Below are 23,408 nucleotides of genomic sequence, written 5' to 3'. Positions count from 1 at the left end.
ACCCGGCATCGTGTCGATGCCGTGAAACGCTTTGTGGTGCTACCGTTCCTCGACCGTGCGGTCGTCCAGCGCGATCAGCAGGCTAGCCGCGGCAAGCACGCCCGCCATCGGGAGCACGAAGACCCAGAGCACTGCCTGGGGCAGTCCGAGCAGCGCCAGCAGCCCGGCGCCGACGGCCGCGAGCCACGCTCGCCCGGTGACGGCCCCAGCAGTGCCCAGCACGGCAACGCCGCCGAGGACGGCGAACAGCGCCAGCCGGAGCGGGGTGTAGCCGGGGCGGTCGAGATACACGACGAGCACGCCGAGAAACAGCAGCAGCGCCGCCATCGCCAGTCCGCGGGCCGGCCGGCTCCCAGTGATCGAGGGACGGTCGCCGCCGGCGCTCATCGGCCGTTACTGGAACGCGACCGGGCCGGTCGTCGGCGCCTCCTCCGAGGCCTCCTCGAGCTTCTTGTGGGCGTCCTCGAAGTCCTCCAGCCGGACGACTTCGCGGTCGTCGCGGATCGCGAACATCCCGGCCTCGGTCGTGAGGGCGGCGATGTCGGCGCCGGAGTACTCCTCCAGCTCCTCGGCGATCCGGTCGAAGTCGACGTCGTCAGCGAGGTTGAGGTCGGACGCGTGGATCTCGAGGATGCGCTTGCGTCCCTCGGCGTCGGGCTTGGGCACCTCGATGAGGCGGTCGAAGCGGCCGGGGCGCAGGATCGCCTCGTCGAGCATGTCGAAGCGGTTCGTGGCGGCCATGATCCGCACCTCGCCGCGGTCGTCGAACCCGTCCATCTCCGAGAGCAGCTGCATCATCGTGCGCTGGACCTCGGCGTCGCCGGAGGTCTTCGAGTCGGTCCGCGTGGTCGCGACGGCGTCGATCTCGTCGATGAAGATGACGGCGGGCTCGCGCTCGGCGGCGAGCTCGAACAGGTCGCGGACGAGGCGCGCGCCCTCGCCGATGAACTTCCGGACCAGCTCGGAGCCGGCCATCTTGATGAACGTCGCGTCGGTCTCGTTGGCGACCGCCTTCGCGAGCATCGTCTTCCCCGTCCCCGGCGGGCCGTGGAGCAGCACGCCGCTGGGCGGCTCGACGCCGACCTCGCGGAACGTCTCGGCGTTGATCAGCGGGTCCTCGACGGCCTCGCGCACCTCGCGGATCTGGTCGTCGATCCCGCCGATGTCGTCGTACACCACGTCCGGCGACGCCTCGACCTCCATCGCCTGTGCCCGGGCGTCGGTCTCGTCGTCGAGCAGCTCCTGCACCGAGAACGAGTCGTTGATGGCGACGCGGTCGCCCGCCTCGACCTCCCCCTGCAACGCGGGCGAGAGCTCGGTTAGCACCTCCTGGTTGTTGCCGTGCTGCTTGATGACGACGCCGTCCTCGGTCAGTTCCTCGACGGTCGCGAGGTAGAGCGAGGACGTTTTGAGCGTCTCGTTCCGGCGTTTGAGCTGGTCGACCTCCTCACTGAGCTCCTCCTTGCGACCCTCGGCGTCGTGGAGGCGCTCGCTCAGCTCCTCGTTGACCTGAACGAGCCGCTCGAAATGTTCCCGGATCGCCTCCAGCCGCTCGGCCTGGGACATCTCGGGATCCAGGTCGAGCCGGGGACGGTCGGGAAGGGACGGGCTGCGTGACATCTCTCTGTCCGGGTTTGGTGGTAGGCGTAAATGTGCCTTTGGGTCGGGGAATCTCCTCGTCCGGGGTTCGAATCGGCGCCGCGGCAGCGTCGACTACGCCAGATCCAGCAGGTCCGCGGCGTCCTCGAGCCGGTCGCCGTACACCGATAGCGCGGACTCGATCGGTTCGGCGCTGGTCATGTCGATACCCGCGATGTCGAGCACGTCGATGGGGTACTCGCTGCCGCCGGCTTCGAGCGCCGCACGGTAGTCCGCGGCCGCGGGCTCACCTTCCTCGCGGATCTCCTCGACGATCGCGACCGCCGCCGAGATGCCGGTGGCGTACTGGTACACATAAAAATTGTAGTAGAAGTGGGGGATGCGCATCCACTCCTTGGCGATCAGGTCGTCGACGTCGGCGTTTTCGTAGAACGTCTCCTTCAGGTCGCCGTAGATCTCGTCGAACGTGTCGGGAGTCAGCGGCTGGCCGGCCTCGGCGCGCTCGTGGATGCGCTGCTCGAAGTCCGCGAACATCGTCTGGCGGTACAGCGTCGAGCGGAACCGCTCGAGGTACTGATCCAGCGCGTGGGCGCGGATCTCGTCGTCGTCGACGTTCTCGAGCAGGTAGTGGGTGAGCAGCGTCTCGTTGACCGTGCTCGCGACCTCGGCGACGAATATCTCGTAGCTGGAGTACTGCCAGGGCTGGGCCTCGCTCGCGAGCTCGGAGTGCATCGAGTGGCCGAGCTCGTGGGCCAGCGTGTACATCGAGTTCACGTCGTCCTGGAAGTTCATCAGGATGAACGGCTGGGTGTCGTACGTCCCCGAGGAGAACGCCCCCGAGCGCTTCCCGCGGTTCTCGTACACGTCGACCCAGCGGCTCTCCAGCCCCTGCTCCATCCGGGCCTGGTACTCCTCGCCGAGCGGTTCGACCGCCTCGACGACCCACTCCTTGGCCTGCTCGTAGCTGATCTCGGGCCCCTCCTCGCCGGTGAGCGAGGTGTAGAGGTCGTGCATCCCGAGCTCGTCGACGCCCTGGGCCTGCCGCTTCAGGTCGGCGTGGCGCTGGAGGTAGTCGAGGTTGTCGTGGACCGTGTCGACGAGCGTGTCGTACACCTCGGTCGGCACGTTCGTGTCGTCGAGGGCGGCCTCGCGGGCGGTGTCGTAGTTCCGCGCCTCGGCGAGCTTCACGTCCTTCTTCGTGCTGTTCTGGAGGGCGGTGCCGACCGTGTTGCGGTAGTCGTCCCACGTCTCGTAGTACTGCTCGTACACCTCGCGGCGGAACTCGCGGTTCTCGTGTTTCTGGAGCTTCGTGAAGTTGCTCTGGGTGATCTCTACCTCCTCGCCGTCGGGCTGCTCGACGGTGGGGAACGTGAGGTCGGCGTTCGAGAGCATCCCGTAGATGTCCGACGGCGCGCCCGTGACCTCCGAGAGGTCCGCGAGGAGCTCCTCTACTTCGGAAGAGCGCGTGTGCGGTTTCATCCGCAGCGCGTCGTCGAAGTAGTGCTCGTACTCCTCGAGCGCGGGCTCCTCGTCCATCAGCGCCTCGACCTCCTCCCAGTCGAGCTCCTGGAGCTCGGGTTCGAGGAAGCTGGTCGCGCTGGAGGCGTCGGACTGCAGCGACTCGGCCTTGGCGGCGAGCGCCTGGTACTCCTGGTTCCGGGTGTCCTCGGCGGAGCGCAGGCGGGCGTAGGCGGCGACTTTCGACACGTCGCGCATCACGTCCTCGTACTGCTCGAGCAGTTCGGCCAGCGTCTCGGCGCTTTCAGTCGCCCGACCCTCGTACTCCCGCAGGTCGTCGATGCGCGCTTCCACGTCGTCGTAGGCTTCCTCCCAGGCCTCCTCGTCGGGGAAGATCGACGCCAGATCCCACTTGTACTCCTCCTCGATATCCTCGCGTTCGGGGACGGTACTCATCGTGGGTCCGTAGTGTCGGATCAGGTGGTAAGTCTTCGCACTTCAGGCGGCGAAGCGGCGTCCCTCGGCGGTTCTTGCTGCTTCCGAGCGGGCGCGTCGTCGCCGGTCGGAACGACTTTGCGTCGCGCTTACACACGCCGGAGCATGGACGGATTCGACGCCGCGATCGGGCGGACGTGGACCGACGAGCGGCCGGGGGAGTTCCTCACCGACCTCACCGCCATCGGGAGCCGGATGGGCGGGAGCGAAGGGGAGGCCCGGGCCGCCGAGGTCGTCGCCGACGCGTTCCGCGACGCGGGCGTCCGCGAGGTCGAACAGGACCCCTTCGAGATGCAGGCCTGGCAGCGCGGCGACTCCTCGCTCCGCGTTCACGGGCCGGTCGAGCGGGAGTTCGAGACGGTCGCGCTCCCGTACTCGCCGGCGGGCGAGGTGGAGGGCGAACTAGTCGACGCGGGCTACGGCACGCCCGAGGAGATCGACGACCTCGACGTCGAGGGGAAGGTCGTCGTCGCCTCGACCACGACGCCGGAGGGCGGCCGGTTCATCCACCGGATGGAGAAGTTCGGTTACGCGATCGGCCAGGGCGCCGAGGCGTTCGTGTTCGTCAACCACGTCCCCGGCCAGCTACCACCGACTGGGTCGCTCACGTTCGGCCGCGAGGCCGAGGCGCCCGCGGTCGGCGTGAGCAAGGAGACCGGCGCGTGGCTGACAGAATTCGCGGAGGACGACGCCAGCGTCCGCCTCACCGTCGACGCCGAGACGACGACCGGCCAAAGCCAGAACGTGCAGGGACGGCTCGGCCCCGAGACGGACGAGGAGCTCCTGCTGCTCGCCCACTACGACGGCCACGACATCGCGGAGGGCGCGCTGGACAACGGCTGCGGCGTCGCGACGGTGCTCACGGCCGCGCGCCTGCTCAGCGAGGCCGAGAACGAACTGGACCGCGGCGTGCGCGTCGTCGCCGTCGGCTGCGAGGAGGTGGGGCTACTCGGCGCGGAACACCTCGCGGAGTCGGTCGACAAGGAGGACGTCGCCGCGGTGGTGAACGTCGACGGCGGCGGGCGGTTCCGCGACCTAGTCGCGCTTACCCACACCTCCGAGTCGACCGGCGCGGCCGTCGAGCGCGTGAGCGAACGCGCGAACCAGCCGATCGAGGTGGAGTCCGACCCCCACCCGTTCAGCGACCAGTGGCCGTTCGTCCGCGCGGGCGTCCCGTCGGTCCAACTCCACAGCGACAGCGGGGAGCGCGGCCGCGGCTGGGGGCACACCCACGCCGACACGCGGGACAAGGTCGACGAGCGGAACCTCCGGGAACACGGCGTGCTGACCGCGCTACTGGTCGACGAGCTGGCGTCGACCGACGCCGAGCGGCTGGAGCAAGAGGAGCTGGTCGAGGCGTTCCGGGAGCTCGACTTCGAGACGGGGATGAAGGCGGCGTCGCTGTGGCCCGAGGGGTGGGAGTAGGGCGGGTCGATTCAACTCCACGAGTCGAGTTCTTCCCGGCCTGCGAACGCGTCCCGACTCGGATACGCGTCGACCATCGTGAGAAGCGCGGACGCGACCTGATAGGCGGGCATCGTATCGTCGTAGAGCAGCACGACACCAGCGTGCGCCTCACTCGGGATCGCACCGAAGTCTTTCACGTCGCTCGTGACGACGACGAGGTCGTTTTCTCGAGCGTATGGGAGCACGTCGTCCTCGTCGTCTGCTCCCTGCCCGACCGTCTCCCGAACGTGGACGGCGAACAGATCCTCTTTCTCGAGGTAGTTTGCCACCTTCGGGTCGACGTTCTCGTCGAGGAGAAACCGCCATTCGGCCATCTCAGGCGGTGTCGGGTTCGACGTCCTCGGGTCGGTCGATCGACTCCCGGAACGTTTCGAACGCGTCGTCGCGTTCGGCTTCGACCTCGCTCATCTCGCGCGGATGGTCGTGGTAGTACGCGAGGGCGTGGTAGACGTCCGCCACGTCGAGGTCGAACCGATCGGCGACCGTTTCGGGGTCGACACCGCGCTTCTCGACGAGTGCGAACACCTGGCGGACGCTGACTCGACGTCCGGCGATATGGGGCTCGCTCATGAGGTCGTGAGCGACGCGACGGCTCTCCCGTTCGGCCATGACCGTTACTACCGCGTGCTTTCGCAAAAGCGTTCGCCCGAACTATCGCTCGGTGTGCCGAACACCGTCGCTCGCGTGACGGCTCACTCTTCGGTCAGCGACTCGCTCCGCGGCGCCCCCTCGACGGTTTCCCGGGTCGCCGCCTCGACCACCAGCCAGAGCCCCTTCGTGGCGAGGAACGTCCCGAACAGCGTCGCCGGGGCCGCGACCATGATCGCGAGCAGCCAGCCGATCACCGCGACCCCGAACAGCGCCGCCGCCGCCACCAGCCCCCCGCCGACGACGGCGGCGCCCACGACGATCCGAATCGTCGCGTCCCAGCACACCTGTGTCCGGATCACGGTGGCCCAACACTGCCCAGCGACAAAAAGGACGGACTCACTCCAGCCCGGAGAGTATCGTCTCCGTCACGCGAACGCGCTCCAGCGCGCCCGCGCGGCGCTGGCCGAACACGCCCCGGGCGCTCTCGATAGCTTCCTCGTCGACCGCGAACGTCACGTCGGGGTACTCGACGCCCGTCAGCACCAGCGGTTCGGGCGGCATCCGCGGGACGCCCCGGCCACCCTGCAGCGACTCGTCGCTCAACACCTCGTCGATCCGCGCGAGCGACTGGCCGTCGACGGCGACCTCCGCGAGCACACCCACCAGCCGGCGGACGAACCCTCGGGGGAACCCGCCCGCCGAGACGGTGACGACGAGGAACTCCCCGTCGCGTTCGACGCCCACCTCGACATCCCGGACCGTCCCCGTCTCGTCGCTGGTGAAGTTGTGGAAGTCGTGCTCGCCGGAGAGTCGCTCGGCGGCCTCGCGCGCAGCGTCGTCACCAGAAATCGAAGATTTCTGGTTGGCTAACGAATCGCTGTGCGATTCGTGACCGGCGTCCGCGTCCGGCGCGTGCAGGTGGTAGGTGTAGCTGCGTCGGCTGGCCGAGTGCGTCGCGTGGAACTCGTCGGACACGTCGGCGGCGGCCCACGCCCGGACCGACCCCGGGAGCCGGCCGTTGAGCGCCGCAGGGGTGCACCAGTCCGGAGCCTCGAACGCGATCGTCTGCGCAATCGCAGAGACGCCGGCGTCGGTGCGGCCTGCCGCAGCGTACCCCGGCGGCGTCTCGCCCTCGTCGGTGACCCCCGCCGCGGCGAGCGTGGCGAGCAGCCGCCCCTCGACGGTCGACACGTCGGGCTGTCGCTGGAAGCCGTAGAACTCCCGCCCGTCGTAGGCCAGCCTGAACGCGCGCATCTACCGGGGGACCGTCAGCACCGGCGCCGGGGACTGACGGACGACCTTCTCGGTGACGCTCCCGAGCAGCGCGTGTTCCAGCCCCTCGCGGCCGTGCGTCGCCATCACCACCACGTCCACGTCCTCGGCGTAGTCGACGACTACCTCCGCGGCCGGGCCGCGACCGGTCCGAGTCTCGACGTCGAGCCCGCGATCGCTGGCGCGCTCGGCAGCTGCCTCGACGGTTTCCTCGGCTTCCTCCCCCAGCAGCTCGTGAAGCTTCTGCGCCTCGACGGTCATCGGATCGAACACCGCGGGATCGACCGCACTCACGAGATGCAGGGTTGCGTCGTAGCGATCCGCCAGGTCCAGCGCCCGGTCGATCGCCGGGTCCTCCTCGGCCTCCCCGAGCGCGACCGGGAGTAGTACGTCGTCGTACACGTCGAGAAGTTCCGTCCGACGAGGCAAAACGGTGCCGGCCAGCGCCGCGCTTCGCCGCCAACACCCCTTCTGTTCGGGTCGAAAACCACGTGAAGTACCCGTGGTCCCGTCGACCAGGTTTCAGTTTCACCGCGGTTCGGTCAAGGTTATACCGACCGCTACCCAACCGACACACGAACGCCGCGACGGCGGCAACACGCCTCACACTATGACCAGCGACAGCACTCGGGGAGAACAAATGGAGTTGTACTACTACAACCGTACCGGGAACCAAACGGTTAATGGGGGTCCACGGAATAGGACTTGTCCGTCACAGATGTTCGATCTACCCACCACCGACGAGACCCGCATTCGGCCACACGGGGTGAGCGCGCAGTGAGCACGCCCGACCTCGGCGCCGACGAGCTGACGCTTCCGATCAAGCGCACCGACGGCGACACGCTGGCGGACCGGCTGACCGACAACGCCTACGAGAACATCCTGCCGGCCCGCTACCTCCGGAAGGACGCCGACGGCGAGGTCGTCGAGAGCCAGGAGGAGCTGTTCGCCCGCGTTGCGAAGAACATCGCGCTGGCCGAGGCGGTGTACGAGGCCGAGCGCCGGGACGTCGAGGTGACGGTCACGCCCGACCAGCTCAAGCCCGACCACCCGCGCCGCGACGAGCTCGCCGAGGAGGTGTTCGGCAAAGGGTTCGACGCCGAGGCAGACACCGAGACCGTCCTCACCGAACACAACGTCAACAAGTTCGCCTACGACACCGTCGTCCCCGAACTCGACGACGGGATCGCCGGCGCGGTCCGGGAGACCCGCGAGGAGTTCGAGACGCTGATGACGGATCTCTCCTTCATGCCGAACTCGCCCACGCTGATGAACGCGGGCGACGAACTCCAGCAGCTCTCTGCCTGTTTCGTCGACTCTCCTGCCGACGACATCACGGATATCCACCAGACGGCCAAGGAGGCCGCCGAAGTGTTCCAGTCCGGCGGCGGGATGGGGTACGCGTTCTGGAAGCTCCGCCCGTACGGCGACGCCGTCGGCTCGACCGGCGGGATCGCCTCGGGCCCGATCACGTTCATGCGGACGTTCGACCAGATGTGTGAGACGATCGCCCAGGGCGGCGCCCGACGGGGCGCCCAGATGGGCGTCATGCGCGTCTCGCACCCCGACGTCATCCAGTTCATCCACGCCAAGAACAAGGACGTCTCGCTGGCGAACACGCTGCGGCTGAACGACCCAGACGACTTCACGCACAACTCCTTCCAGGAGGCGCTGGAGGAGGCCCGCGAGCTCATCGACGACGAGGGGCGCGTGCCCGAACACCTTCGCAACGCCGTCGAGGGGCACCTCTCGAACTTCAACATCTCCGTCGGCGTCACCGACGGGTTCATGGAGGCGCTGAAAGAGGGCGAGGAGTTCACGTTCACCAACCCCCGGACGGAGGAGCCCCACGTCGCCACGCCGGAGACGAAGGAGCTGTACGAGATGTTCGGTCTCGGCGAGCACGTCGAGGTCGGCGAGGTGCTCTCGGTGCCCGCAGAGGAGCTCTGGGAGCAGATCGTCGAGGGCGCCCACGAGAACGGCGAACCGGGCGTGATCTACCTCGAGCGCGTCAACAAGCGCCACTCCTTCGACGTCGAGGAGCATCCCGACCACCGCATCCTCGCGACCAACCCCTGCGGCGAGCAGCCCCTGGAGGAGTACGAGGCCTGTAACCTCGGCCACATCAACCTCTCCACGCTCGCGGCACAGGACGCGCCGGACTGGCGCGTCTGGTCCGAGGAGCACGAAGACGAGTACGACTCCCACGAGGAGGCGGTGTCGGCGTTCCTCGACGAAGCGATGAACTGGGAGGACTTCGACCACCGCATCGCCTACGGCACGCGCTTCCTCGAGAACGTGGTCACGATGTCGGATTTCCCGGTCGAGGAGATCGAGCAGAAGGTCCGGGAGATGCGCAAGATCGGCCTCGGCGTGATGGGGCTGGCCCAGCTGTACATCCAGCTCGGCGTGCGCTACGGCACCGACGACGCCGACGAGATCGCCCGCCAGCTGATGACCCACATCAACCACGGGTCGAAGGACGCCAGCCACGAGCTCGCCGAGGAGCGGGGCACTTTCGCCGACTGGGACGACTCGAAGTACGCCGACCCGACGGCCTACCCCGACTGGTTCGAGCACCACACCGGCGAGGACCCGCAGGACTGGGAAGACGGCTACCCGGTTCGCAACCACAACACGACGACGATCGCGCCGACCGGGACGACGTCGATGATCGGCAACACGACCGGCGGCTGTGAGCCGATCTACAACGTCGCCTACTACAAGAACGTCTCCGGCGACGTGCAGGGCGACGAGATGCTCGTCGAGTTCGACGACTACTTCCTGCGCGCCCTGGAGGACAACGGTATCGACGTGCAGGCCGTCAAGGAGGAGGCACAGGAGCAGATGGCCAACAACGAGTTCGACGGCGTCGAGGGGCTGGAGACGGTCCCCAACGCGCTGGGCGAGCTGTTCGTGGTCACCGGCGACCTGAGCGCCAAGCAGCACGCCTCGATCCAGTGTGCCGCACAGGCCGGCGTCGACTCCGCCATCTCGAAGACGGTCAACGCGCCCAACGACGCCAGCGTCGACGACGCCAAGGAGGCGTTCGAGTACGTGTACGACAACGGCGGCAAGGGCGTCACCTACTACCGCGACGGCACCCGCAGCAAGCAGGTGCTCACCACCCGCGCCGACAACACCGAGTTCGCCGACGAGGACGAGGCCGCCGAGGCGCTCGTCGAGCAGATCACCGAGGTGTTCGGCGGGCTCGAAGGGTTCCTCGAGAACGAGGACGTCCAGGCCGCCCTCGACACGCAGGTCGAGCAGCTGCTGGCCGAGGCCGACGGCGAGGAGACGCCGCTGGGCCGGAAGCGCCCGCGCCCGGACGTGCTCCACGGCGTCACCCAGCGCATCGACACCGGCTACGGGAAGCTGTACGTCAACATCAACGAGGACCCCCAGACCGGCGAGCCGTTCGAGCTGTTCGCCAACATCGGCAACTCCGGCGGGTTCACCGCCTCCTTCACCGAGGCGCTGGCGAAGACCATCTCCACCTCGCTGCGCTCGGGCGTCGATCCCGAGGAGGTCGCCAGCGAACTCCAGGGGATCCGCAGCCCGAAGGTCGCCTGGGACAAGGGTGAGCAGATCCAGTCGATCCCGGACGCCATCGGGACGGCGATGCGGCGCTACCTCGACGGCGAGATCGACAAGGGGATCCCCCAGCAGCAGACGATCGACGAGCTCGACGAGGAGTCGGCCGAGCCCTCCACCGACGGCGGGGCGGCCGCCGAGTCGCTGGGCGAGCCGACGAACGTCGACATCGACGACGCCGCAGGCGCCGCGGATGCCGCCACCGAGGACGACGCGACGAGCGACCTGATCGCCTCGGGCGAGAGCCCGGAGTGTCCGGACTGTGGCTCGATGAGCCTCTACTACTCCGAAGGCTGCAAGACCTGCGAGTCCTGCGGCTGGAGCGAGTGTTAGGGTAGCGCGGTTCTCCGTTCTTTTTCGCCGGCGGCGCTACGGTTCGCGATCCAGCGGGACCGAGACGGTGATGTGGTTGCCGTCGTCCCCGGAGTGGACGGCGACGTGGCCGTTCGACAGTTCGACGGCCCAGTAGACGAGCCAGAACCCCAGCCCGCTGCTGTGGTAGACGTTCGTCATGTCGTGGTCGCCGGTCAGCACGTCCGCCTCGATCGCCGGGATCGGCGCGTGGTCGTCCGCGACGGTGAGTTCGGCGTGGGCGCCGACGCGGCGCAGGCTGACTCGGACCCACGGCTCGCCGTCGGCATGCTGGACCGCGTTCTCAAGCAGTTCGATCACGGCCAGCCCGAGCTCCGGCCGGCCGCGGACGACCGCCGGCTCGAGTCCGTCCACCTCGATCGTGCAGTCAGGGTGGTGCTCCCGCACGGACTCGACGCTTTCGGCGACCGTCCCGTGGAACTCGATCCGTTCGCGCCCCGGCTGCTCGGTCAGCAGGTCGATGACGTTGCGCTCCTTCTCGGCGGTCTGGAGGAGCTGCTTCCCCACCCGACGGATGATCGCGGTGTGCTCCGACGCCTCGGGGAGCGTCTCCTCGATGATGTCGGCCTTCCCGAGCACGACGTTGAGGTCGTTCCGGAGGTTGTGCCGCAGGAGGTTGTCCATCACGACCAGCTGACGCTCCCGCCGCCGGCGGTCGGTGATGTCCCGTGCGAACCCCGCGATCCGGACCACCTCGCCGTCCCGCGTGATCGGCTCGGCCTGCACCCACACCCAGCGCTTGTACTCCGCCTCGGGGTTGACGCGGTACTCCATCTCGACGGAGTTGCCCGCCGAGAGACAGCCCATCGCGTCCACGACCGCCGGCCGGTCCTCGGGGTGGATCGCGTCGAGGAACGCGTCGGGGTCCCCCCGGACGTCCTCGATCGACCCCCCGAAGATCTCCTCGTAGGCGGGGTTGACGAACAGCAGCTCCGACCAGTCGGCGTCGAACATCCAGAGCACGTCGCTGGCGACGGCCGCGATCTCCTCGAGCCGCGCGGCAGTCTCCTCGCGCTCGCGTTCGGCCCGCACGCGGTCGGTCACGTCCCGCGAGCTGACCACGTAGCCGTCGAGCGGGTCGTCGGTGAGGTTCGACATCCGGCTCTCCAGCCACACCCAGTCGCCGTCGCTGCACCGGTGGCGGTACGCCGCCGTCTCCTCGGCGAAGGAGTTCTTCCGGACTGCCCGATCGAACGTGCCGCGGACGTCGTCGACATCGTCGGGGTGGACGAACTCGAACGCGTTCTCCCCCACGAGCTCGTCGGGCTCGAACCCGAGGATCCGCTCGGCCGCGGCGTTCACGTACGTGAACGTGCCGTCCTCCGAAAGCAGCGCGATCTTGTCCTGCGCCTGGTCGAGGAGGAGGCCGAGCGACTCGGACCGTGCCATGTCGGCTGAATTAACTCCGTGTCGGGATAACTCCCACGCCGGTTCCGGGTGTTCGTAGGCCGAAACGCGGTTTTTCGGGGTCAGACCGCGATCGTCTCGCTGACCCACCCCGTCGCACCCGAGGGGTAGGCCCCACCCTGTTCCTCGGGTTGGACGGTCCCGTCGCCGTCGACCGCCCGCACCACCACCTCGTGCTCGTCGGTCGCCTCGTACTCGTGTTCCCACATGCGCCACGCGTCGACGGCCTCACCGTCGGGGTCGGGCTCCTCGGCGTCGAGCGGCGTCGCGCCCGGTAAGGGGTCGGAGAGCGTCGCCTCGGTCCAGGAGTCGCCGCCGTCGGTCGACACCTCGACGGCCCGGACCCCGCGGGTGCCGGCGTAGGCGTGGCCGCCGACCCGGACCGTCCCGTCCTGAACGGTGGTGCTGTGGAGCTTGGCGACCGTGTTCACCTCGCCCGTCCCCTCCCAGCCGCGCTGCTCCCAGTAGCCGTCCTCCGGTTCCTCGCGGATCTCGATCTCCGTGAGCCACTTGGCGTTGGTCTCGCCCCAGTGGCCCGGGACGAGCGTCCGGACCGGCGCGCCGTGGGCTCGCGGGAGCGGCCGGCCGTTCATCCCCCACGCCAGCAGTCCGGGGTCGAGCGCCTCACGGGGGAACGAGACGAAGTAGTCGTCGGCCGCGTGGAGCGTGACACAGCAGCTCTCGGGCGCGTCGGCGGCGTCGAGCACGGTTTCGATCGGCACGCCGTCCCAGAGCGCGGTGTCGATCTTCTCGCCGTTCAGGCGGTCGCTCACACAGCGCAGCGTGACGAACCGCCGTTCGCCCTCGAACGACCGGAGCTCCGAGAGGCTGAACGACCGCTCCTCGGGCACCTCGCCGGTGACTGTGAGTTCCCAGTCGCCGCCGAGGTTCGGGGCGACCGTCGCGATGTCGACGGTGTAGAACCCTTCCGAGACCAGCCCGTCGGCGTTCGGCAGCGAGAGCGAGCGCGTCTCTGCAGTCGAGAGCAGCGACTGGGCGGCCGGGTCCGGCGGCTCGGGGCTGCCCGTCCCCGACGAGCCCGAGCCGCCGAGGCGGACCGCACTCGCCGCCAGCGCAGCGAGCGTGGCAGCGCCGGCCTGCAACAGGCGACGACGGGCCGGCGAGGTGTCCTCAGACGGGTCCGAGCCGAGTGAGAGGGTCGCCGCGACAACGACCGCCGCACTCGCGACGCCCGCGCCGAGCGCGCTCACGGGGCTCCCGGTGAGCAGCAGCGTGACCCCGCCGGCGAGCGCGAGCGTCGCCGCCGTGCGAGGCGCGGTACCGTCGGCGTACTGCCGAGCCAGCACTGTGGCTGCCGCGTACGTACCGAGCAGGAGAAGCCCCGTGACAGCCACTAACAGCGGCTGCGCGAGGTCGCCGAGCGATCTGACCACCGCGGCGACGAACCCGGGTGCCGTGTCCCGGACGACCGCGGCCGCGCCGGCGCCGACGAACGCCGGCGTGTTGCCGGCGGCGAGCAGCGACCCCGCGACGGCGGCGACGGCCGCGAGGGCGGCCTCAACCGATCGCTCCCGGCTCGGACGGTACATGCGCGCGAAGTGGGGCTCCGTGGGGGAAAGCGTTCGCTCCGTGGCACGGCGCTCGAAACTGCTTTCTCGGTGGGGCGCCCACGACGACCCGTGAGCGACGCCGAGGAGACCACCGCGCCCGGCCGCCCCTGCCCGCACTGCGGGGAGCCGATGGTCCACCGCCACTGCGAGTACGTCTGTCCCCAGCACGGCGTGGTGTTCGACTGCGCGGACACGTTCTACTGAATGCCACTGTGCCGCACTGTTAAGCCGCTCCGGACCCATCGTTCGGTCACGCGACTGCTCCCTACCCCCCGAGTGTCGCCCCCACGATGGTCGAACGACAACAGCTCGCCCGCAGCAAACGGATCCATCGCGAGACGGGCAAGACGTTCTACGTCGCGACGCGCTTTCTCCCCGAGCGGGTGCGCCACCCGACGTACGTGCTGTACGCCTTCTTCCGCGTCGCCGACGAGGTGGTCGACGGCGACAACGAGCTCGACCCCGCCGAGCGGGCCGAGCGCCTGGAGTCGTTCCGCCGGGCGGCGCTGGGCGAGGAGCCCACCGACGACCCCGTGCTCGCGGCGTTCGCCGAGATCCGCGAGCGCCACGGCATCCCCGCGTCGGACGTGAACACGTTCGTCGACGCGATGGCGACCGACGTGGAGACGGCTCGCTACGAAACGTACGACGAGCTCCGGACGTACATGGACGGCTCCGCGGCCGCCGTCGGGCGGATGATGACCGCCGTGATGGCGCCCGAACACGCCGAGCGGGCGCTCCCGGCGGCGACGGCGCTGGGCGAGGCGTTCCAGCTCACCAACTTCGTCCGGGACGTCCGCGAGGACGTGATCGAGCGCGACCGGATCTACCTCCCTGCGGAGACCCTGGAGACCCACGGCGCCAGCCACGAACAGATCGCCCGGCTGGCGTTCGACGGGAACGTCGCCCGCGCGGTCCAGGCCGAACTCTCACGGGCGGAGGCGCTGTACCGCGACGGCGTCGCGGGCATCGAACTGCTGCCGAGGGACTGCCAGTTCCCGGTGCTGCTGGCGGCGATCCTCTACGTCGACCACCACCGACTGATCCGGAACCTGGGGTACGACGTGGTGTCGACGGCCCCCTCGCTGTCGACGCCCCGGAAGCTCTGGCTGGCGGCGCGGGCACGGATCGCGTGGCAGCGCAGCCCCGACCCCATCGCGGTGTTCCGCGCGGTGAGCGCGATCCCGAGCGACGACACCGGCCACCGCCTCCATCGAGCGACCGGGCGGCTCCCGGTGCCCTAGTTCGGCGGCCACCAGTCGAGCGACTCGTTCCTGTCCGCGAGATACTCGTCCGCGACGCCGGCGTCCCGAAGTCGGTCGAGTCGCTCGCCGTGGCGGTCCCGGAGGCTCTCTCGCATCCACGTACCGTCGGGGTCGTACGCGGGGTTTACCCAGATCCGTCCGGCCTCGTCGAACAGCTACCGCCACTCGGCCGAAGTTGAGCCGGCCGAACCGCACGTCGCGGGGGCCTCGACCGCCGATCAATATATACGGCACAACACGTAGGGTAGAGTGCAATGGTATCAGATAACATAGACCGACGACAGTTCCTGAAAGCCACGGGCGGCGGTGCGATCGTCGCGACGGCTGGCTGTCTCGGGTTCGGCGGCGGCGACGGCGACACCATCGTGCTGGGGCAGCCGGCCTCCCTCACCGGCGACTGGGACTTCCTCCAGCCGGGTGTCTCGCAGGCGACCGACGTGGCACTGGAGATGATCAACGAGGCCGGCGGCCCGCTCGACCGCGAACTGGACGTCGTGCGCCGGGACACCGCCGTGGACCCACAGGAGGCCCGCTCGGTGACGACCCAGCTCATCGAGAACGACGACGCCGTCGCGATCCTGGGGCTGTTCTCCAGCGAGATCAACCCCCTCTGGGATTTCCTGCAGGAGCAGGAGACCCCCGTGATCACGCCCTGGCCGGGGTCGTCGTATCTCGACACTCGTGGAGGCGACATGGGGACGCCGGAGGAGATCTCGGACGACCAGTGGATCTGGCGGACCGTCATCGGCGACACCGTCCACACCGCGGGCGCGGCGTTCCGCGCGCTCGACCAGGACCACGGGACGGTCGGCATCATCAACGGCACCAGCGAGGGCGCCCGCAGCTGGGTCGACGGGTTCCGGACGGCGTACGAGGACAACGACGGCACCGTCGCCACGCAGGTGGAGGTCAACCTCGGTGAGTCGAGCTACCAGTCGGCGCTCGAACGGCTGTTCAGCGAGGAGTTCAGCGCCTTCGCCGTGAGCATGCCCCTGGAGAGCGCGACCACGCTCATGACCGACTGGGCCGACGGCGAATACGGTCGTCAGCCCATCCTCTCGGACCCGCTGGCCCAGAACTCCCTGCCCGAACAGGTGGGTGACCAGCTCGAGGGCGCGTGGGCGTGTAGCCCGAGCCGGAGCGGGCCGAGCTACGACACCTTCGAAGAGGCCTACCAGGGCGGCGGCGACGCCGAAATCAACGGCTGGACGCCGCCGGCGTGGGACGCGATCAACGTCACGGCGCTGGCGATCCACCGCGCCGGCGAGGCGACGCCGGAGTCGATCGAGCGGAACCTCGGCCCGGTCTCCCGCGGCGAGGGGACGGAGGTCGCCACGTTCGCCGAGGGGAAGGAGGCGCTCGACAACGGCGAGTCGATCAACTACACCGGGGCGGCGACGCCGACGAACTTCACGAACTTCGGGAACGTCATCGGGCCAGTGGCGGTCAACGAGGTACAGAACGGGGAGTTCAGCCAGGTGGAGACCATCCCCGCCTCCGATCTCAGTGACTTCGTCTCCGAGGACGAGTACTGAACATGGGACTGGCCCAGAACGTCGTTTTCGGACTGGTCTCGGGGTCGTACATCGCGATCGCGGCCATCGGGTTCACCCTCATCTACGGCGTGGTGAACATGATCAACTTCGCCTACGGCGAGTACCTCACCATCGGGGCGTTCCTGGGGTTCCTCGCGGCCGGCCTCCTCCCGCTGCCGGCGGCGGCCGTCCTCGCGATGGTCGGCGGCGGCGTCGTCAGCCTCGCGCTCGCGAGGCTGTTCTTCACGCCGATCAACGACACCGGGCCGGTGCCGATGCTGCTGACCTCGATCGGGCTGGGGCTGGTCCTGCGCAACGTCATCCGCCTGTTCGCCGGCAGCGGCGCCCGCTACTACGAGACGACGACCACGACGTTCCGGACCGACGGGCTGCCGGAACTCCCGGTCGGCTCCGTCGACCTGCTCGGCAACGTGTTCGTGACGAGCGAACACCTCGTCGTCGTCGCCTGTGCGGTCGCCGTGTTCGTGCTGCTCCACGCGCTGCTGACCCGGACCGACGTGGGGATCGCGATGCGAGCGATGAGCGACGACGAGGCGCTGGCCCGCGTCCGCGGCGTCGACACCCAGTTCGTCCGGGACGGGGTCTGGGTGCTCGCGGGCGTGCTCGCGGGGCTCACTGGCGTCCTGCTGGGGATCCAGACCAACGTCAGCGTCTCGACGGGGTTCAGCCAGATCCTCCAGATACTCACCGCCGCCATCCTCGGCGGCGCGGGCAGCGTCTACGGCGCCATCGCCGGCGCGTACATCATCGGCGTCGTTGTCGCCCTCTCGACGGCGTTCCTCCCGTCGAGCATGACCGGGCTCGCCTCGGCGATGGCGTTCGTCGTGCTCGTGGCCGTGTTGCTGGTGAAACCGAGCGGTATCGCCGGTGTGGAGGTGCGTGAGGCGTGAGTCGGTTCACCCTCCCCGCGGCGCTAGAGACGCGCCTGCCGGACGACGAAGCCGACCGTGCGGCCGTCCTCGGCGTCGCCCTCGCCGCGCTGTCGCTGCTGTTCGTGGTGACGCCGCTGCGGGCGACGGTTCCGGGCCCGCTCGCGGTGTTCGTCGAGGTCGGCATCCTCTTTGCGGTGTACGGGATGCTCGTGCTGGGGCTGGACCTCCAGTACGGCCACACCGGGCTGGTGAACTTCGGCCACGTCGTCTTCTTCGCGGTCGGCGCCTACACCGTCGGCATCCTGGCCGCACAGGGGTCGTTCTCCGGGACGAGCCTGGGGCTCCCCTGGCCGCTGGCGCTGGTGGGAGCCGTCGTCGCCGCGGGCGCGGTCGGCGCGCTCGTCGGGTCGACGTCGATCCGGCTCCGGGACGACTTCCTCGCCATCGCCACGCTGGCTGCCGCGGAGATCTTCCACAGCATCACGGTCAACGTCTCGAGCGTGTTCGGCGGCTCGACGGGGATCCTCTCGATCCCGCAGCCGCTGGACCAGGCCATCGGCGAGTACGGGACGACGATGGTCGCGACGCTGCTGCTGTTCGCCGGCCTGACCGCGCTGGCGTTCGCCGGCGTCTCACGGCTGACGGCGGCGCCGTACGGGCGGGTCCTCCGGGCGATCCGGGCCGACGAGCTCGTGACCCGGTCGGTCGGCAAACCCGTGTTCACCTACAAGATGCAGGCGTTCGTCTACGGCGCGGCGCTCGCCGGCTTCGCCGGCGGCGTGTTCGCGCTGTACAACGGCGCCATCTCGCCGGAGTTCTTCACCATCCAGGTGACCGTGACGGTGTGGATCGGGATGCTGCTCGGCGGCGCCGCGAACCACCGCGCCGTGCTGGGCGGGCTGGCGATCATCATGGGGCTGCGGCTGGTCTCCCGGTTCGCCAACCAGGCGGCGCCGGTGTCCGCGGCCGACTTCGCGGCGCTCCGGCTGGTCGCCGTGGGGCTGATCCTGATCCTGGTCATCCGCTACCGGCCGGCCGGGATCTGGGGCGACCCGAAGGAGCTGGGGGTGGACTCGTGAGCCTGCTCGCCGTCGACGGGCTGAGCAAGGAGTTCGGGGGGCTCCGTGCGCTCGACGACGTGTCGCTCTCGGTCGACGAGGGCGAGCTCGTCGGCGTCATGGGCCCCAACGGCGCCGGGAAGTCGACGCTGTTCAACTGCGTCAGCGGCGTCGTCCACCCCGACGCGGGAACCGTCACCTTCGCGGGCGAGGACGTGACGGGCCAGCAGCCCGAGACGCTGGCGACGAGCGGGCTGGTCAGGACGTTCCAGCACACCCGCCAGCTCGACACCATGACCGTCCGGGAGAACGTGCGGCTGGCCGCGCTGGACCAGCCGGGCGAGCACACGATCCCGGCGCTGCTGCGGAGCGACGGGATGCAGGCCGTCGAGCGTGACGTCGAGGCCCGCGCCGACGAGCTGATCGAGACGTTCGAGCTCGACCACCTGGCCGACGAGTACGCCAGCGCGCTCTCGGGCGGGCAACGGAAACTGCTCGAACTCGCGCGGGTGCTGATGCTGGAGCCGGAGCTGCTCCTGCTCGACGAGCCGTTCGCCGGGGTGAACCCCACGCTGACCAACGAGATCAGCGAGCATATCCGCGAGCTGAACGACGGGGGGATGACCGTGGTCGTGATCGAGCACGAACTGGAGACGCTGACCGCGCTGGTCGACCGGCTGGTGGTCCTCGAAAGCGGCTCGGTGCTGATCGAGGGCGACCCGGCGACCGTCGTGGAGGACCAGCGCGTCATCGACGCCTATCTGGGGACATGAGTATGCAGGAGACAGCGAGTCACGGGACGGACCGGGAGGGATCGACCGGCGGACGGCGCCGAGTACGGCCGGAGGTGGTGCGGTGAGCTTCCTCGAAGTCGCCGGGCTCGACGCCGGCTACGGCGACCTGCAGGTCCTGTTCGACGTGGATCTGACGGTGGCCGACGGCGAGTACGTCGCCGTCGTCGGCCCGAACGGCGCGGGGAAGTCGACCGCGATGAAGGCCGTGTTCGGGCTGGCCGACCGGCAGGGTGGCCGTATCACGGTCGGCGACGAGCGCATCGACGACCTCCCTCCCGAGGCGGTGATCGACCACGGGCTGAACTACGTCCCCCAGAGCGAGAACGTGTTCCCGTCGCTGACGGTGCGGGAGAACCTCCGGATGGGGGCGTACTCCCTGGACGAGATCCCGCAGGACCGACTCCGGGCGGTGTACGACCGCTTCCCGGTGCTGGAGGAGCGGCTCGACCAGCGCGCCGGCACGCTCTCGGGCGGCCAGCAGCAGATGCTGGCGATGGGGGCGGCGCTGATGCTCGATCCGGACCTCCTCCTGCTCGACGAGCCCTCGGCCGGGCTCGCGCCGGATCTGGTGACCGAGATGTTCGACCGTATCGACGAGGTCAACGAGGCCGGGACGGCGGTGCTGATGGTCGAACAGAACGCCCGGGCGGCGCTGCGGCGCTGTGACCGCGGCTACGTGCTGGCTCAGGGCGAGAATCGCTACGAGGGCCCCGGCGACGAACTGCTCGACGACGAGGCGGTCCGTCGCCAGTTCCTCGGCGGCTGAGTCGCCGGGCAGGCTACCGGCCCCGGACTCCGGGCACCATCCCCGCGTCGAACCGGTCCGTCCGGAGCAGGCCGGCGCCGATGACTGCGGCGACCAGCACGGGGATCCAGTTGCCGTAGACGGCGTTCACGCCGCCCCACAGCAGGACGAAGCTCACCATGTCGTCCAGCGCGAACTCACAGGCGTCCAGCCGCGCGCGCAGCGCGGCCCGGTCGAACGTGGCGTCGAGGACGACCACCGCGACCGTCGCCGAGAGCATCCAGCCCGCGTAGTTCGAGAGGGGGACGCCGTAGAACGCGCCGCCGCCGTACGCCCAGAACCCCAGCGCGACCGCGCCGGGGTCGAGCACCACGTCCATCGCGAGCACCAGCGCGATCACCGAGAGCAGCCGCGGGAGCGCACGATCCGCGAGCGGCCCCAGTAGGAGCAGACAGAGCAGGTAGGCGTTCGCGACCAGCGGGAGGAAGAACACGGGCAGCGCGATCGGGACGCCGCCCAGCATCGGTCCGAGCGAGACGCCGTACTCGAAGGCGCCGTACGGCCAGCCCGTGGTGACGCCGATTATCTCGATGGCGTAGCTGTACGCCGCCAGCGCCGCGGCGCCGAGCGCCGCGCGGCGGTCGACGACCGGGAGCACGCCGACGATCAGCGGCGAGCGCATCACCAGCACGCCCGTCAGCACGAACAGGGGGTTGAACGCGAGCACGTCCGGCAGCGGCGCCCACTCCGCGCTGGCGATCAGCGAGAGCGCGCCCACCGCGGGGAACACGACCGCGATGGTGAATCGGTGCTCGCGGATCAGCTCCGAAAGCGCCGTCTCCCACGAGCGGCGGTCCGCCGGGTCGTCGGGCAGCCACGCGGCGACGCTCACGCGAGCACCCCCACGAGGCGGAGCAGGCCGCCGAACGTCAGCAGCATCCCCACGACGCCGTTGACGACCGGGAACCACCAGTACGCCCGATCCACGTCGACGCCGGCGCCGACGGTCGCGAGCAGGAAGAGTGGGTAGATCCCGAGCAGCGCACCCAACCGCGGGTCGAGCAGGCCGAACGCGACCGCGGCGAGCGTCCAGCAGGCACCGCAGTAGCGGTACGTTCGACGCTCGCCCAAGACGGTCGCCGTGGTCTCGATCCCGGCCGCGCGGTCGGGTTCGATGTCCGGAATCGCGGAGTAGGTGTGCATCGCCATCGTCCAGAGCCAGCCGCCGGCGAGCGCCGGCGCGGGCGGGTGGACACCTGCGAGCGCGGCGTAGGCGGCCGCGCCCGGGAGGAGGTAGAGCCCGTTCGAGAGCGAGTCGAGCAGCGGGCGGGCTTTGAACCGCAGCGGCGGCGCGCTGTAGGCGGTCGCGAGCGCGAAAAAGCCCGCGAGGTAAGGCCACGCGACACGGGGCGTGAGCGGGAACAGTGCGAGTCCCACGGCTCCGGAGGCGGCGACGACGGCCGTCACCGCCGGCGAGTCGCGCCAGCGCGCTTCCGGGCTCCCCTCCGCCGCCTTCTTGGGGTTCTCGGCGTCGATCTCGCGGTCGAAGCGGTCGTTGACGCCGTAGAGGTAGACGTTCGCCGGGAGCAGGAAGTAGCAGAAGAGGAGGGCCGGAAGGGGCGCGAGCAGGTCGCCCACCGCGTCGGCGGCGTAGGCGACGCCGACGAGCACGGGCCCGGCGGTGTACAGCCAGAACCGCGGGCGCGACAGCGTCAGCAGGTAGCCAAGCATCAGGCTTCGCGGTCGCTCATCGCCTCGGCGGTCAGTTGCCCGCTGATCAGACACATCGGGACGCCGATCCCGGGGGTGGTGTACGAGCCGGTGAAGTACAGCCCCGGCACCTCGCTGGAGGCGTGGGAAGGGCGGAGCAGGGCGGTCTGTTTCAGGGTGTGGGCCAGCCCCAGTGCGGAGCCCTGCCGCGCGTTGTACCGGGCGCCGAACTCCGAGACCGAGAACGTCTCCTCGACGACGATGCGGTCCCGGAGGTCGGTCCCCGTGTTCTCGGCGATGTCGTCGAGCACCGTCTCGCGGTACGCCTCGCGCGTTTCGGGGTCGTCGTCCAGTCCGGGCGCGATGGGGACGAGCGCGAAGACGTTGCTGTGCCCCTCGGGAGCGACCGAGTCGTCGGTTTTCGACGGCGCACAGAGGTAGTACGCCGGGTCGTCGGGCCACGCCGGTTCGTCGAAAATCGTCTCGAAGTGCTGGTCCCACTCGGTCGGGAGGACGAGCGTGTGGTGGGCGAGCTCGGGCAGGTCGCCCTCGACGCCCATGTAGAGCAGGAACGCGGAGGGTGCGTACGTGCGGGAGTCCCAGTACTCCTCGCTGTACTGACGCTTGTTCTCGGGCAGGAGTTCCTGCTCGGTGTGGGCGTAGTCGGCGTCGCTGACCACGAGGTCGGCGAGTTCGTAGCCCCCCGAGTCGACGCGGTGCTCGCGGTGGCGATCGCTCGGCGCGAACTCGGCCGGGTCGGCGGCGGCGTAGTCGACCTTGAAACCGCCGCGCTGGCCGTGGATCCGCTGGACGTCCGCGCCGGCGCGGTACGTCACGCCGAGTTCGCTCCCGAGGTCGACGAGGCCGTCGATCACCGCCGCGAGGCCGCCCTCCGGGTAGTAGACGCCGAGGTCGAAGTCGACGTGGCTCATGAGGTTGTACAGCGCCGGCGTGTTCCGCGGCGACCCCCCGAGGAAGACGAGGGTGTACTGCATCACCTGCTGGAGTTTGGGGTGGTCGAAGTACTCCTCGACGTGGTCCTGCATCGATCCGAGGAGGGCGAGGCCGCGCGCCTGCCGGCCCACGTCGGGGTCGAGGTAGTCCCGCAGGCGCGGACGGTCCTCGTAGACGAACTGCTCCATCCCCACCTCGTAGGTGTACTCGGACTCGTCGAGGTACTCCCGCAGCGCGTCGCCGGCGCCGTCCTCGTACTGCTCGAACCGCTCGACGTTGGTCGCCACGTCGGGCGCGAGATCCAGCGAGTCGCCGTCCTTCCACTGGATCCGGTAGTGGGGGTCGAGCCGGTTCAGTCCGTAGTAGTCGCGCACGTCCCGGTCGAAATGCGAGAAGAACCGCTCGAACACGTCGGGCATCAGATACCACGACGGGCCCATGTCGAACCGGAACCCGTCGCGCTCCAGCACGCTCGCGCGGCCGCCGAGCTGCTCGTTGCGTTCGAGCAGCGTCACGTCGGCGCCCGCGTCAGCGAGGTAACAGGCCGTCGAGAGGCCGCCGACGCCGCCGCCGATCACGACGATATCGCGGCCGGAGAGCGAGGCGAGGTCCGGGGCTACGTCCATGC

At 69.5% G+C, this 23,408-nt stretch carries 21 protein-coding genes and 1 pseudogene; 9 read left to right on the top strand and 13 right to left on the bottom strand.

Going from position 1 to position 23,408, the window contains the following annotated elements; genetic code table 11:
* Positions 1 to 39: 39 nt before the first annotated feature.
* The 3 genes from B4589_RS11260 to pepF form a co-directional block, all read right to left on the bottom strand.
* Complete coding sequence (locus B4589_RS11260; RefSeq protein WP_079234363.1) at positions 40 to 387, bottom strand: hypothetical protein; 348 nt, start codon at positions 385 to 387, stop codon at positions 40 to 42.
* A gap of 6 nt (positions 388 to 393) precedes the next feature.
* Positions 394 to 1,620 carry a proteasome-activating nucleotidase gene (locus B4589_RS11255; protein WP_079234362.1) on the bottom strand — a complete coding sequence of 409 codons (1,227 nt, stop codon included), beginning with the start codon at positions 1,618 to 1,620 and terminating at the stop codon, positions 394 to 396.
* 93 nt (positions 1,621 to 1,713) lie between these two features.
* Positions 1,714 to 3,513, bottom strand: a complete 1,800-nt coding sequence (pepF, locus tag B4589_RS11250) for an oligoendopeptidase F (protein ID WP_079234361.1) — start codon at positions 3,511 to 3,513, stop codon at positions 1,714 to 1,716.
* Positions 3,514 to 3,657: 144 nt separating this feature from the next.
* On the opposite strand from pepF, the gene B4589_RS11245 reads away from it, so the two are divergent.
* Positions 3,658 to 4,977, top strand: coding sequence for a M20/M25/M40 family metallo-hydrolase (locus B4589_RS11245; protein ID WP_079234360.1), 1,320 nt, complete (start codon positions 3,658 to 3,660; stop codon positions 4,975 to 4,977).
* A gap of 11 nt (positions 4,978 to 4,988) precedes the next feature.
* Here B4589_RS11245 and B4589_RS11240 read toward each other — a convergent pair whose 3' ends face one another.
* From B4589_RS11240 to B4589_RS11220, 5 genes are all read right to left on the bottom strand, one after another.
* A complete protein-coding gene (locus tag B4589_RS11240; RefSeq protein ID WP_079234359.1) occupies positions 4,989 to 5,333 on the bottom strand; it encodes a DUF5615 family PIN-like protein in 345 nt (114 codons plus the stop codon).
* A gap of 1 nt (position 5,334) precedes the next feature.
* The gene (locus B4589_RS11235) at positions 5,335 to 5,628 is read right to left on the bottom strand and encodes a DUF433 domain-containing protein (protein WP_079234358.1); all 294 of its coding nucleotides are present in this window, start codon (positions 5,626 to 5,628) and stop codon (positions 5,335 to 5,337) included.
* 83 nt (positions 5,629 to 5,711) lie between these two features.
* Complete coding sequence (locus B4589_RS11230) at positions 5,712 to 5,969, bottom strand: hypothetical protein (protein ID WP_079234357.1); 258 nt, start codon at positions 5,967 to 5,969, stop codon at positions 5,712 to 5,714.
* 37 nt (positions 5,970 to 6,006) lie between these two features.
* Positions 6,007 to 6,864: a tRNA pseudouridine(38-40) synthase TruA gene (gene truA / locus B4589_RS11225; RefSeq protein WP_079234356.1), complete on the bottom strand. Its 858-nt coding sequence runs from the start codon at positions 6,862 to 6,864 to the stop codon at positions 6,007 to 6,009.
* On the bottom strand, positions 6,865 to 7,284 hold the full coding sequence (locus B4589_RS11220; protein ID WP_158081173.1) for a universal stress protein: 420 nt from the start codon (positions 7,282 to 7,284) through the stop codon (positions 6,865 to 6,867).
* Positions 7,285 to 7,659: 375 nt separating this feature from the next.
* Between B4589_RS11220 and B4589_RS11215 the strand changes: the two genes are divergently transcribed.
* Positions 7,660 to 10,809, top strand: coding sequence for an adenosylcobalamin-dependent ribonucleoside-diphosphate reductase (locus B4589_RS11215; RefSeq protein ID WP_079234354.1), 3,150 nt, complete (start codon positions 7,660 to 7,662; stop codon positions 10,807 to 10,809).
* Between the two features lie 36 nt (positions 10,810 to 10,845).
* Here the strand turns inward: B4589_RS11215 and B4589_RS11210 are convergent, their stop codons facing one another.
* Both B4589_RS11210 and B4589_RS11205 read right to left on the bottom strand, forming a co-directional pair.
* Positions 10,846 to 12,237: a PAS domain-containing sensor histidine kinase gene (locus tag B4589_RS11210; protein WP_079234353.1), complete on the bottom strand. Its 1,392-nt coding sequence runs from the start codon at positions 12,235 to 12,237 to the stop codon at positions 10,846 to 10,848.
* Positions 12,238 to 12,317: 80 nt separating this feature from the next.
* Complete coding sequence (locus B4589_RS11205; protein ID WP_079234352.1) at positions 12,318 to 13,805, bottom strand: molybdopterin-dependent oxidoreductase; 1,488 nt, start codon at positions 13,803 to 13,805, stop codon at positions 12,318 to 12,320.
* Between the two features lie 90 nt (positions 13,806 to 13,895).
* Between B4589_RS11205 and B4589_RS18210 the strand changes: the two genes are divergently transcribed.
* From B4589_RS18210 to B4589_RS11175, 7 genes are all read left to right on the top strand, one after another.
* The gene (locus B4589_RS18210; protein ID WP_255246078.1) at positions 13,896 to 14,030 is read left to right on the top strand and encodes an HVO_2523 family zinc finger protein; all 135 of its coding nucleotides are present in this window, start codon (positions 13,896 to 13,898) and stop codon (positions 14,028 to 14,030) included.
* An 86-nt stretch (positions 14,031 to 14,116) separates the two neighbouring features.
* Entirely contained in the window at positions 14,117 to 15,070 is a 954-nt protein-coding gene (locus B4589_RS11200) for a phytoene/squalene synthase family protein (RefSeq protein WP_079234351.1), read from the top strand.
* A gap of 275 nt (positions 15,071 to 15,345) precedes the next feature.
* Positions 15,346 to 16,626, top strand: coding sequence for an ABC transporter substrate-binding protein (locus tag B4589_RS11195; protein ID WP_079234350.1), 1,281 nt, complete (start codon positions 15,346 to 15,348; stop codon positions 16,624 to 16,626).
* Positions 16,627 to 16,628: 2 nt separating this feature from the next.
* Positions 16,629 to 17,537, top strand: a complete 909-nt coding sequence (locus B4589_RS11190) for a branched-chain amino acid ABC transporter permease (RefSeq protein WP_079234349.1) — start codon at positions 16,629 to 16,631, stop codon at positions 17,535 to 17,537.
* Positions 17,534 to 18,598, top strand: coding sequence for a branched-chain amino acid ABC transporter permease (locus B4589_RS11185; protein WP_079234348.1), 1,065 nt, complete (start codon positions 17,534 to 17,536; stop codon positions 18,596 to 18,598). Before B4589_RS11190 ends, B4589_RS11185 begins: the two co-directional genes overlap by 4 nt.
* Positions 18,595 to 19,350: an ABC transporter ATP-binding protein gene (locus tag B4589_RS11180; protein ID WP_079234347.1), complete on the top strand. Its 756-nt coding sequence runs from the start codon at positions 18,595 to 18,597 to the stop codon at positions 19,348 to 19,350. Before B4589_RS11185 ends, B4589_RS11180 begins: the two co-directional genes overlap by 4 nt.
* 82 nt (positions 19,351 to 19,432) lie before the next feature.
* Complete coding sequence (locus B4589_RS11175; protein ID WP_079234346.1) at positions 19,433 to 20,137, top strand: ABC transporter ATP-binding protein; 705 nt, start codon at positions 19,433 to 19,435, stop codon at positions 20,135 to 20,137.
* Between the two features lie 13 nt (positions 20,138 to 20,150).
* Here B4589_RS11175 and cruF read toward each other — a convergent pair whose 3' ends face one another.
* From cruF to B4589_RS11160, 3 genes and pseudogenes are all read right to left on the bottom strand, one after another.
* Positions 20,151 to 21,008: a bisanhydrobacterioruberin hydratase gene (gene cruF / locus B4589_RS11170; RefSeq protein ID WP_079234345.1), complete on the bottom strand. Its 858-nt coding sequence runs from the start codon at positions 21,006 to 21,008 to the stop codon at positions 20,151 to 20,153.
* A complete protein-coding gene (locus B4589_RS11165) occupies positions 21,005 to 21,847 on the bottom strand; it encodes a prenyltransferase (RefSeq protein ID WP_255246077.1) in 843 nt (280 codons plus the stop codon). Before B4589_RS11165 ends, cruF begins: the two co-directional genes overlap by 4 nt.
* A pseudogene (locus B4589_RS11160) lies at positions 21,847 to 23,391 on the bottom strand (phytoene desaturase family protein); the annotation flags it as partial. The pseudogene B4589_RS11160 and the gene B4589_RS11165, both read right to left, overlap by 1 nt.
* Positions 23,392 to 23,408: the final 17 nt, after the last annotated feature.

Origin of the sequence: Halolamina sp. CBA1230 (assembly GCF_002025255.2) — an archaeon.
In the GTDB taxonomy this organism is placed as follows: domain Archaea; phylum Halobacteriota; class Halobacteria; order Halobacteriales; family Haloferacaceae; genus Halolamina.
The sequence above is the reverse complement of the archived record's forward strand: the minus strand, read 5'-3'. Positions and strand labels throughout refer to the sequence as shown.